Origin of the sequence: Gilliamella sp. CG25 (assembly GCF_046635705.1) — a bacterium.
Taxonomy (GTDB): Bacteria; Pseudomonadota; Gammaproteobacteria; order Enterobacterales; family Orbaceae; genus Gilliamella; species Gilliamella apicola_I.
The window spans coordinates 15,965-28,339 of record NZ_JBIDFJ010000012.1; the positions used below are offsets into that span (position 1 = coordinate 15,965).

Genomic DNA, 12,375 nt, shown 5'->3' on the forward strand with positions numbered 1-12,375 from the left:
ACCTAGGTTAATGAGTTTTTTTGCTTCAAAATATTGGTAATTATACGGCTTTATCAAAAAACAGATTAACCTTACTCTGTTTTGACATCGATTCCAGATAAGCTTTAATTTTAGGCGGAAAGGTCAAACTCTTTACACAAGTTAAATTACGTAATACAGGAAATAATAAGATATCATCCAATGATAAATTACCATTACAAGCATGTGCTGAAACAATCAGAGGTGCTAGTTTATCTAGAATGTTTGATACGGACATGACTAATTCATCAGTTTGTTCAAGACATGCATCAAACGAACCTATTTTTTTGGTTTTATTGGCAACAAAATCATCAATAGCATGTTGAGTTGCAAATTCCGCTAAACCGAGTTTAATATAGCGAGGACACTCTAATTTATAATCATAGTGTTGTAATTGCTTAATTAACGCTGATATTTCGGATGATTGTGATCCAACTAAAATTGGTTTGCCCCCATAATTATTGTCGATGTAATCCACAATATCTAAACTTTCTGGCATATAACTCCCGTCATCTTTTTGCAAAATCGGAACCATTTTTTCGCCGATCATGCTTTGCGGTGTTTCCGAATCATCACTAAGTAAAACGTGCTCTTCAACCGGTATATTTTTCAAACCAAAAATCATTCTTGCTCGTGCACAGAAAGGACAATGTTCATAAATATATAGTTTCATTTTTATCTCCTTAAACGGTCAATACACCATAATAAGAAAGTTAATCCCAAAAATAATAATAGCACTTTACTCACATTATATAATGCTTTTATATAACCTATTTTTTCAATGTTGATAAATGGATACGGATATTGATGTGTAAAATAACCTCGTACGAAGATATAAATAGCATACGCTATCATTGACAATATCGAACCAATAACAACTTTGGCGTTGATACGTCTGAATGGTCCCCAAATAAGCCAACTCAAAATACCTAATAGGGGAATAACAACATGTAAACTTTCATTTGTAAAACGCAATAAACTATTTGGCGGTTGATGAATACCGCGTAAAATTGAGTTATAAATTATTGCAGTAATAATTACACCAATTAAGCCATTTAATCGAATAACATTAAAGCTATAACGGTTACAGTTAGGTTTAAAGGTTAAAAATAGGCAACTTATTGCTAGCATGAGATTGGAAAGAACAGTAAAAAAACTATAATAAAATATTATTCGACCTATCGGCGTACCAGGTTGCCATGGACGAAGCCGAGCATGCCAATAAACATGAGTTTCAATACCAATTACGAATAACGCATAAACCGCGATAAAAAGGTAAATATTTCGCTTTAACATATAATTACATTGAGGAAATTTTAGAAATGATAAGTATATATCAAACAATGCAAGCCACATATTTTTTTCACTAACATCAATAACATTATATCAGTAAAAAGTTAAAATAATGTCTTTTATCATACAATATGATATTCATGATTCAACATGAGTTACACTGCAATTAATTGCTAATTTAGTATATAATATTTTCTATATTTAAAATGTAGAGATAATCTTGGTGTCAAAAGACCACATTCGTCCTCACAATGACAAACTCGTTGAAGAATTCCTCAACGCCATATGGTTAGAACGAAATTTAGCGGAAAATACTATAGAATCTTATAAACTTGATCTATTGGCACTCAATCAATCGCTACAGTTGAAAAATGTGAATTTTATTACTGCTCAGACCACTCATTTGCAAGATTTTTTAATGCAACGGGTTGCCGATGGTTATCAAGCAAGTAGCACCGCACGACTGATGAGTGCAACAAAACGTTTTTTTCAATTCTTATATCAAGAGAATTATCGCACCGATGATCCTTCAGCTGTCCTGTCTTCGCCTAAATTACCAAAAAAATTGCCCAAAGATTTAACTGAATCACAAGTTGAGGCTTTGCTTGAATCCCCTAATACTCAAGACTCATTAGAGCTTCGAGACAAAGCCATGTTAGAAGTGCTTTATGCAACCGGTTTACGGGTAACAGAATTAGTGAGTTTAGAAATAAGTGATATTAGTTTACGACAAGGTGTGATTCGGGTAATAGGTAAGGGGAATAAAGAACGTTTAGTCCCACTGGGCGAAGAGGCCATTTATTGGTTAGAATACTATTTTAAATATGGACGCGATGATTTACTTAAATCGGGGCCAGTCGATGTGCTTTTCCCAAGTAGACTTGGAAAAAAAATGACACGACAGACATTCTGGCATCGAATAAAATATTATGCCATACTAGCTGATATAAATATTGAAGCACTTTCTCCTCATGTGCTTCGGCATGCATTTGCTACCCACTTACTTAATCATGGGGCAGACTTGCGGGTTGTTCAAATGTTATTGGGACATAGCAGCCTTTCAACTACGCAAATCTATACCCATGTAGCAACAGAAAGGTTAAAGCAATTACACAGCAAACATCATCCTCGAGCATAGGGTTTAAAAAATAAGGATAAGTAAATGAAAAAATTAGTTTTAGGTTTGGCGTTAATTTCAACCTCAGTTTTGGCAGGTAATAGTGACATTACCGATACCATGAGTAAGCTAGGTTATGAGAATAAAGATTTAAAAATTACCAACACGCCCGTAAAAGGTTTGAAAAGTGTAGTCACACCCGATGGAACCTTTTATGTCACGGACGATGGTAAATATTTAACTCAAGGCCCTATCTATAATGTTGAAGGTGACGAGCCGAAAAACATCGCTAATAGCACTAATTTGGCATTAATGAAAACTATCGAAAAAGATGCTATCATTTACAAAGCCAAAGATGAAAAATATGTGATTTCAGTATTCACTGACTATACTTGTCATTATTGTAAATTGTTGCACGAGAATATAGATCAATATTTAAATAATGGCATTTCAGTCCATTATTTCGCCTACCCTCGTGCAGGTGCTGATAGTGAAGTTGGTAAAAACATGCAATCTATCTGGAGCGTTGCTGATCGCAAAGCTGCTTTTGATAAAGCTTACAAAGGCGATCCTATTACACCAGCTACCAGCGACGTTCCTTATGTTACTCAGCAATTTAACGTTGGTCGACAACTAGGTATAAGCGGTACCCCGTCAATCGTTTTATCCGATGGGCAACTTATTCCAGGTTACGTACCAGCCGATAAATTAATTGAAATCTTAAAAAACACAGCTAAATAATTTTTAATTAAATACTAGCTAAAATTCAAATTTATAATTAATAAGTATGTTAGCGCAAATGCGCTAACATTGAAAATATGAATAAAACTAAATTAGTACGTCGTAAATTACCCGAGTTACATCCTGAATTTTCGAATGACATTCCAACATTATTGCAACGAATCTATGCTCTGCGTGGCGTGACATCAAGCAAAGAGATTGATTATGCTGCTCGAAATCTAAGTAATTATGATCAGTTAAATGGTATAGATAAAGCCGTTGAAATTATCTATTCAGCCATGAAAAACAATCAAAGAATCATGATTGTCGGCGATTTTGATACCGATGGGGCGACCAGTACCGCATTGGCTGTCCGAGCATTAAAACAGATGGGATGTCAGTTTGTCGACTATATTATTCCTGACCGATTTGAAGATGGTTATGGTTTAAGTGTTGAAGTGGTTAAAAAAGCGATATCATCGAAAGCTGACCTGATTATTACTGTCGATAATGGCATTTCAGCTATTGAAGCGGTCGAATTTGCTAAACAAGCTAATTTGCCAGTCATTATTACCGATCATCATTTATGCCCTAACCCGTTACCTTCGGCGGATGCCATTATTAACCCTAATTTACCTGATTGTACCTTTCCCTCCAAAAATTTAGCTGGAGTGGGCGTGACATTTTATTTAATGTTAGCGTTAAGAGCAAAATTACGGCAAGAAAACTGGTTTAATGATAATCAGCTTGCTGAATTTAACATTGCTAATTTATTAGATTTAGTTGCACTGGGAACTATTGCCGATGTCGTGAAACTGGATCATAACAACCGTATCTTAGTTCATCAAGGCGTTAGCCGAATCCGCTTTGGTTACTGTTGTGAAGGTATTAAGGCATTATTGCAAGTTGCCAAAAAAGATTGCTGTTCATGTAATGCGACTGATCTTGCTTTTTACATTGCACCAAGATTAAATGCCGCAGGGAGAATGGACAATATGTCGCTTGGTGTCGAATTATTACTCTGTGACCACCCTGACACCGCCCTTAACTTAGCAACTGATCTTAATAATTTAAATAATGATCGCAAATTAATTGAACAGACGATGCATCAAGAAGCTCTGTCTTTCATTGAAAAAATGGAGAATGAAAAAACCTCGATTCCTCACTTTCTAGTGGTTTATCACCCCGAGTGGCATCAAGGTATCATTGGGATTTTATCTTCCCGTTTGAAAGAAAAATATCATCGTCCGGTTATTTCGTTTGCTTCTACTCAAGATGGTTTTTTAAAGGGATCTGGACGGTCAATTAAAGGAATTCATTTACGCGATTTACTTGATGAATTGCAGCACTTACACCCTGAGCTTATGGTAAGTTTTGGGGGACATGCGATGGCGGTTGGTTTAACAATACATGAAAATGATTTATCACGTTTTACCGCATGTGTTGAAGCATTATTACTTAAACGATTAGATGACAAATTATTAGAAACGGTTATTGAAACAGACGGGGAAATCGAAGGACAAGATTTCAATTATTCAATTGCCAAACAATTAAAAGATTCCGGGCCTTGGGGAGAAGGATTCCCTGAACCTATTTTTGATGGTGAATTCATCATTCATCAACAGCGGTTATTGGCAGACAAGCATCTTAAATTGGTTTTAGAACCTAAAAATGGCGGACCAATCATTGATGGTATTGCATTTAATGTTGATCGTCTAGAATGGCCTGATTTATCAATAAAACAAGCTAAAGTTGTTTATCATTTAGACGTAGATGAGTTTCGTGGTAATCAAGCCGCCAAATTATTGATTAGACATTTGTGGCCTATCGCATAGTTGATCAAAATCGATTATAATTCGCAGAATATTTAAAAGTTACATTACATTAACCTTTGATATAATTCAGATAAAGACTAGTTTATTAACATAATTTGTAGAGATTGAGGACTAAAAATGCATATTCATATTCTTGGGATCTGTGGCACATTTATGGCAGGAATTGCATTAATAGCCCGTTCTCTTGGCCATAAAGTTACTGGCTCAGATAAAAACGTTTATCCACCTATGAGCACGCTTTTACAAAAAGAGCATATTGACATTATTGAAGGTTATGATCCATCACAACTGACTCCTAGCCCGGATTTAGTCATTATTGGTAATGCCTTATCCAGAGGTAATCCTTGTGTCGAGCATATACTAAATAGTAATATTCCTTATATCTCTGCGCCACAGTGGTTACATGACAATGTATTAAAAGATCGTTGGGTTATCGCTGTTGCAGGAACGCATGGTAAAACAACCACAGCAGGCATGGTCAATTGGATATTGGAAAAACAGGGATATAAACAAGGTTTTGTGATTGGTGGTGTACCGGGTAATTTTGATGTTTCCGCTCGATTAGGCGAAGGTAAATTTTTTGTTATTGAAGCTGATGAATATGATTGTTCGTTTTTTGATAAACGCTCCAAGTTTATGCATTACAGCCCTAAAACGCTTATTATGAACAATCTTGAGTTTGATCATGCTGATATCTTTGATGATCTTAATTCAATCCAAAAACAATTTCATCATTTGGTACGTTTAGTCCCTAGCAAAGGGCTGATTATTTCGCCTCAAGATGATGTGAATTTACGACAAGTCTTAGCCAAAGGTTGCTGGAGTGAACAAACTTTTACTGAGTCAGAATCTGGTTGGCTAGCTCAAAGAATTAACCATGATGCAAGTCACTTTGCTGTTTATTACAATAGTCAAAAAGTCGGCGAAGTAGAGTATTCTTTGGTTGGTGAACACAATATGCATAATGCACTCATGTCAATTGCTGCTGCCCATAATGTCGGTATTCAACCGGCTGATGCTTGTTTAGCTCTCAGCTCATTTGTTAATGCTAAACGACGTTTAGAACTTTATGGTAAAGTCAATAATATTGAAATATATGACGATTTCGCACATCATCCAACGGCTATTTTGGCAACCTTAGAAGCGCTACGTAGTAAAATTGGTGCTAATCGTCGTATTCTGGCAGTGTTAGAGCCTCGCTCAAATACCATGAAATTAGGCATATCGAAAGATGAATTAGCGCCATCATTAGGTCGTGCCGATGAAATCTTCATTTTTCAACCAGAACAGTTACCATGGTTAGTCGTTGATGTTGTTGATGCTTGTATTCAACCGGCTTATTGGTCTGGTGATATTGATTTGTTAGTTGAAATGATTGTTAAATCAGCAAAACCAACCGATGCAATATTAATTATGAGCAATGGAGGATTTAATGGTATTCATAAAAAGCTTTTGGATAAGTTAACAAAACAGCAAAGCAAAGAGCAGGAAGACCAAGATTTAATCTAATTGATTTTTATGCTTGTCGGTATGGCTAGTTACCTAGCCTACCATACAAGTATAAATAGCACACCTTTCACAATCTTTTCAATATATTACAATTTGTTTATCAACAATCAAAATCGGATCGCCCCAATCAGCATTGACTGGCAAAATTGATTTTAAGAAATAGATTTCAAATCGATTACTAATTATAAATGCACTACTAACTACAATGCACCGTTATGGCTAATCCACCCCGTGATGTTTCACGATATTTGGCATTCATATCTTTACCTGTCTCGTACATCGTTTCTATTACTTTATCAAGAGATACAATGGCAGCAGTTGTTCGTCTTAGCGCCATACGTGTCGCATTAATCGCTTTTACTGCAGCAATGGCATTACGTTCAATACAAGGGACTTGTACTTGACCATCTACGGGATCACAGGTTAAACCAAGATTATGCTCCATACCAATTTCAGCCGCCATACACACCTGTTCAGGACTGCCACCCAGCAATTCCGCAAGTCCAGCTGCAGCCATTGAACAAGCTACCCCCACCTCACCTTGACAACCTACTTCAGCCCCCGAAATAGAAGCATTATTTTGGTATAAAAGCCCAATGGCGCCACAAGTTAAAAAATACCGAACATAGGTATCAGGAGTTACAGGATCAATAAACTTATCATAATAAGCAAGCACTGCTGGAATAATACCGCAAGCCCCATTGGTTGGCGCTGTCACCACCCGCCCCCCTGCTGCGTTTTCTTCACTGACCGCTAAGGCAAACATATTTATCCAATCGATAATAATCATCGGATCATTATCATTTTTACTGGTTGATAATTGTCGGTAAAGTGCATTCGCTCGACGAGGTACTTTTAATGCACCCGGTAATAAACCTTCAGTGTGGATACCTCGCTTAATACAATCTAACATGGTTTGTCCAACCAACGTAAAATAGTTGATAATTTCCTGTTGCGAATGGAGTTGTAACTCATTTTTAAGCAGAATGCTTGATATCGATAATGAGTTTTCATCACAGTGCTGCAAAAGTTGTGCTGCCGATGAAAAAGGATAAGGAAAGTCAACCGTATTTTGATCTTGTTGACCAAACTGTGTATCTTCTACAATTTTACCACCACCGACCGAATAATAAGTGGTTTGAGCAAGTATTTGTTCACCTTGATAAGCCGTTAAAGTCATACCATTTTCATGCTTAGGCAAAAAAGTAGAATGAAATAGAATATTTTCACTTGAAAATGCTATTTCATAACGACCATTATAGATAGATAACCGTTTATTTTGATTCATATTTTGAATAAAAATAGGAATATCATCGATATTAACGGTATCGGGTTTTTCACCCGCTAGCCCTAAAATAATAGCGATATCAGTATGATGCCCTTTACCTGTCAAAGATAATGAACCATAGACATCGGCAATAATCTTAGTCACAACAGGCATTTGACCATTATCAATTAACTGATCGATAAATGCTTTGCCTGCTCGCATTGGACCAACAGTATGCGAGCTTGAAGGGCCAATACCAATTTTAAATATCTCAAAAACTGAAGCCATTTGTTTCCTTTATACGGTTAACGTCGATTAAAGTAAGAATAACTATTTGATCAAAGATGATGGCTATATTATGGCGTTAACCATGGCATAATCAAGTATAGAATCAAGCTTTCAATTTAAATCGTAAAAAATTTTGCCAAGCGAAGATATGCGCCTTAGTCATGTTGTTAATTTTCATTTTATCTCTCTTTATTTGCTTAAATTTATAAATAATTTTTGTCGATTACAACAATTACGCATAAAATTACTTTAGTGTTACGCGACGGACTGCTAAACTAGCTCACATTTTAGTATATTCATTAGTACATTATTTTTTTCAGGATAAATTTATGCGAACCAGTAAATATCTTCTTTCTACATTAAAAGAGACTCCAGCAGACGCTGAAGTGATAAGCCATCAATTAATGTTACGTGCCGGCATGATCCGTAAAGTTGCCGCAGGATTATATACTTGGCTGCCCACTGGTTATCGTGTACTTAAAAAAGTTGAAAATATTGTTCGGGAAGAGATGAACAAAGCAGGGGCAATTGAAGTGTTAATGCCAGTTGTGCAACCTGCTGATATTTGGCAAGAAAGCGGCCGTTGGGAACAATATGGTCCGGAATTATTACGTATTAAAGACCGGGGAGATCGTGATTTTGTATTAGGTCCAACCCATGAAGAAGTGATCACTGACTTACTACGCAACGAAGTGAGTTCATATAAACAGTTACCGCTTAATGTTTATCAAATTCAAACCAAATTTCGTGACGAAGTCCGCCCTCGATTTGGCGTAATGCGTTCTCGTGAATTTATTATGAAAGATGCTTATTCATTTCATACTTCACAAGAATCCTTGCAAGAAACCTATGATGATATGTATAAAGCCTACAGTGCCATATTTACACGTGCAGGTTTAAATTTTAGAGCGGTACGAGCTGATACGGGTTCTATTGGTGGCAACTGGTCGCATGAGTTCCAAGTATTAGCCGACAGTGGTGAAGATGATATTGTCTTTTCTACCGAATCTGATTACGCGGCGAATATTGAGATGGCACAAGCATTAGCGCCAACACAAAGTCGCCTTGCACCAACCAAGGCGATGGAACTGGTTGATACACCTAATGCCAAAACGATTGATGAATTAGTTGCACAATTTAATTTACCTATTGAAAAAACAGTTAAAACACTTATGGTTAAGGCGACTAAAGAGAGTGGGCACCAACTTGTGGCTTTATTAGTCCGTGGTGATCATACGTTGAACGAAATCAAAGCGGAAAAAATTGATATAGTGGCATCGCCTTTAGAATTTGCAACTGAAGATGAAATTCGTGCGATAGTGAATGCAGGACCAGGTTCATTAGGACCGGTAAACCTTGATATGCCAATCATCATTGACCGTGATGTGGCAGTCATGAGCGACTTTAGCGCAGGCGCCAATATCGATCATAAACATTATTTCAATATCAACTGGGACAGAGATATCACTTTACCGCGTATCGAAGATATTCGTAATGTGGTTGAAGGCGATATTAGCCCTGACGGTAAAGGAACATTACAAATTAAACGTGGTATTGAAGTAGGACATATTTTCCAATTAGGTACCAAATATTCTCAAGCGATGAAAGCCACTGTTCAAGGGGAAGATGGTCAAAATCATGTCATGATTATGGGGTGTTATGGTATTGGTGTAAGTCGTATTGTCGCAGCAGCGATTGAACAGTGCCACGACGACCGCGGTATTATTTGGCCTGACGCAATTGCGCCTTTTAGCGTTGCCATAATACCAATGAATATGCATAAATCAGAAAAAGTACAAGCCACTGCTGAAAAGCTTTATGCAGATCTACAATCAGCAGGTATTGAAGTACTCTTTGATGATCGTAAAGAGCGACCGGGCGTGATGTTTGCTGATGCCGAACTCATTGGTATTCCACATACTTTTGTCATCGGTGAACGTAATCTTGAAAATGGCGAAGTTGAATATAAACACCGTGCTGGTGGTGAAAAATCGCTAGTAAAAATCGATGAATTGATGACATTTATTAAAAAACGTCTTCAAACAGTTTAAATAAACATGTTCGAATAATTAGTTATGCAAAATACAACACAACAGTTAAAAATGAGTCATAACCGTATTACAACGATTGTGATATGTCTACTACTGCTGTGTTGTATGAGTTTAAATCTCATTGGCTGTCAATCTAAGCTTAATTCTGATTATCAATTACCGGATAATTTTCATCAAGTGTCTAACGATATCTATCGCTCAGAACAACCTTCAATAACTGAATTTAAATATCTTGATAAACTTGGCTTTAAAACCATTATAAATTTACGGCTATTTCACAGTGATCGTGAGTTAGTCGAAAATACACAGATGTCAGAAGTTTGGATTCGAATGCGGGCAGGTGATATTACTGATGAGAAAATGATCCAAGTAATGAAAGCAATTCATACCTCCCCTAAACCGATATTAATCCATTGTTGGCAAGGTAGTGATCGTACCGGCGTCGCTATTGCTATGTACCGTTTGGTTTTTGAAAATTGGACTAAATCTCAAGCTATTAATGAGTTAATGCAAGCTGAATTTGGTCATCACTACAATGTTTATCCCAATATCAAAAAATATCTTGAAACAGTTGATATTGAAAAAATTCGCTCTGCCGTTTTTCAATAAAAAGATAGAAATTTTGATAACCCTAAACAACGTCATTGATTAAAGATGCTATCTGTTAGGCTTATTAACTTTATGTAAAGTTTAATCACAAATTCAAAGTGATATTGTGTTTTTTTTCAGCTAAAATAACTATTAATAATTATATTATCCCTATGGAATAAAATAATGCTAAAAAAAACAATTGCATTTTTAATCTCGGCTTCATTACTATTGCAAAATACCTCATTGGTATATGCAGATAACATTAACTTGCCCGATATTGGTACAGCGGCTGCATCAACATTAAGTATCGGTCAAGAAATGGAAATGGGGGATTATTACATGCGAATGTTACGCGCTCAAGCCCCTATTCTAAATGATCCTGTTTTGAATCAATATATTAATGATTTGGGTCAAAAATTAGTTTCAAAATCTGAATCGGTACAAACCCCTTTTCACTTTTATATCATGCGTAGCGATGTCCTTAATGCTTTCGCTTTTTTTGGTGGTAATGTCGTTGTCCATTCTAAGTTAATACTTGATACGGATAACGAAAGTCAACTAGCGTCGGTCATGGCTCACGAAATAGGTCATGTCACCCAAAGACATTTAGCCCGTGCAATCGAAGCCCAAAATCGTAACAGTCCTTATTTTTGGGGAGCTACGTTAGGTTCTATATTACTTACATTAGCAAATCCTGAAGCTGGAATGGCTGCAATGACAAGTACTATGGCGGGATCTGCACAAAGTATGATTAGTTTTACTCAGAGCAATGAGCAAGAAGCGGATCGTGTTGGTCTTAGAACTTTAGTCAAAGCCGGATTTGATCCTTATGCATCATCTGAATTTTTGCAAAAACTTGCTGACCAAACGCGCTTTAGTAGTAAACCGCCTGAAATATTACTTACTCACCCATTGCCTAATAATCGTTTAACTGACGTTCGCAACCGAACTTTGCAATACAGTAAAAAAAATATTACTTCTTCTCTTGATTACTATTTAGCTAAAGCTCGATTAGCGATTATTACGGCTAAAAATAAAAATGCCGCTTTGTTATTAATTCAAGATTATAAAAAATTAAATAATCAACCAAGCAAAATTGCCATCATATACTGTGCCGCATTGGCGGATTATCAGGCAGGTAAATATCAACAAGCCAAACAGCAACTTCAACCATTATTAGATAGTCAGCCTGATAATCTATGGTTTATTGATTTAATGACTGATATAGATTTAGAACTTAATAATAATAGTGTTGCCATTACACGATTACAGCAAGCTTTAAAAAAATTTCCTAACAGCACAGCGATACAATTAAATTTAGCGGCGGCTTATAATAATAATAAAAATTACCAACAGGCGGTTAGCCTTCTTCATCGCTATACCCATGATCATAATGACGATATGAATGGCTGGGATGAATTGATTAAAGCTTATGGTGGGCTGCACTCAACAGCACAACAAATGACTGCAAGAGCTGAGCTTATTGCTTTACAAGGTAGATTTGATGAATCTATTCAATTGCTACAAAACGCTAAAAATAGAGCTAAAGGCGATCAAATCACACTATCTAAAATAGACGCCAGAATAAATCAATTAAAGCAAATGCAAAAACGCTTTGCAAAATACAAAAGGTAAAATTTATAATTTTCTGGCTAATGGCATCCACATTAGCCAGAAAAATATTCA

The 12,375-nt window shown here is 36.3% G+C and carries 10 protein-coding genes; 7 read left to right on the forward strand and 3 right to left on the reverse strand.

The genetic code is table 11. The features are described from left to right. Nucleotides 1-40: 40 nt before the first annotated feature. Nucleotides 41-691, reverse strand: coding sequence for a glutaredoxin 2 (grxB, locus tag ACGH6P_RS09315; protein WP_267360881.1), 651 nt, complete (start codon nt 689-691; stop codon nt 41-43). Between the two features lie 2 nt (nt 692-693). Continuing rightward, nucleotides 694-1,314 carry a Pr6Pr family membrane protein gene (locus ACGH6P_RS09320; protein WP_267360883.1) on the reverse strand — a complete coding sequence of 207 codons (621 nt, stop codon included), beginning with the start codon at nt 1,312-1,314 and terminating at the stop codon, nt 694-696. A gap of 235 nt (nt 1,315-1,549) precedes the next feature. On the opposite strand from ACGH6P_RS09320, the gene xerD reads away from it, so the two are divergent. The 4 genes from xerD (at nt 1,550) to mpl (ending at nt 6,492) form a co-directional block, all read left to right on the forward strand. Continuing rightward, nucleotides 1,550-2,449: a site-specific tyrosine recombinase XerD gene (gene xerD / locus ACGH6P_RS09325; RefSeq protein ID WP_324101240.1), complete on the forward strand. Its 900-nt coding sequence runs from the start codon at nt 1,550-1,552 to the stop codon at nt 2,447-2,449. Between the two features lie 24 nt (nt 2,450-2,473). Further along, a complete protein-coding gene (gene dsbC / locus ACGH6P_RS09330; protein ID WP_267350088.1) occupies nt 2,474-3,169 on the forward strand; it encodes a bifunctional protein-disulfide isomerase/oxidoreductase DsbC in 696 nt (231 codons plus the stop codon). Between the two features lie 77 nt (nt 3,170-3,246). Further along, nucleotides 3,247-4,983 carry a single-stranded-DNA-specific exonuclease RecJ gene (gene recJ, locus ACGH6P_RS09335; protein ID WP_411597332.1) on the forward strand — a complete coding sequence of 579 codons (1,737 nt, stop codon included), beginning with the start codon at nt 3,247-3,249 and terminating at the stop codon, nt 4,981-4,983. Between the two features lie 117 nt (nt 4,984-5,100). After that, nucleotides 5,101-6,492 carry a UDP-N-acetylmuramate:L-alanyl-gamma-D-glutamyl-meso-diaminopimelate ligase gene (mpl, locus tag ACGH6P_RS09340; RefSeq protein WP_411597333.1) on the forward strand — a complete coding sequence of 464 codons (1,392 nt, stop codon included), beginning with the start codon at nt 5,101-5,103 and terminating at the stop codon, nt 6,490-6,492. Nucleotides 6,493-6,688: 196 nt separating this feature from the next. On the opposite strand, the gene ACGH6P_RS09345 is transcribed toward mpl, so the two are convergent. Continuing rightward, nucleotides 6,689-8,047, reverse strand: a complete 1,359-nt coding sequence (locus ACGH6P_RS09345; RefSeq protein ID WP_267350091.1) for an L-serine ammonia-lyase — start codon at nt 8,045-8,047, stop codon at nt 6,689-6,691. A gap of 329 nt (nt 8,048-8,376) precedes the next feature. Between ACGH6P_RS09345 and proS the strand changes: the two genes are divergently transcribed. The 3 genes from proS to ACGH6P_RS09360 all read left to right on the forward strand — a co-directional run bounded on the left by proS (nt 8,377) and on the right by ACGH6P_RS09360 (nt 12,324). Next, nucleotides 8,377-10,098 (forward strand): proline--tRNA ligase, encoded by a 1,722-nt coding sequence (gene proS / locus ACGH6P_RS09350; protein WP_411597334.1) that lies wholly within the window; start codon nt 8,377-8,379, stop codon nt 10,096-10,098. 24 nt (nt 10,099-10,122) lie between these two features. After that, nucleotides 10,123-10,707, forward strand: a complete 585-nt coding sequence (locus ACGH6P_RS09355; protein WP_267350093.1) for a tyrosine-protein phosphatase — start codon at nt 10,123-10,125, stop codon at nt 10,705-10,707. A gap of 165 nt (nt 10,708-10,872) precedes the next feature. Next, nucleotides 10,873-12,324: a M48 family metalloprotease gene (locus tag ACGH6P_RS09360; RefSeq protein WP_267350094.1), complete on the forward strand. Its 1,452-nt coding sequence runs from the start codon at nt 10,873-10,875 to the stop codon at nt 12,322-12,324. Nucleotides 12,325-12,375: the final 51 nt, after the last annotated feature.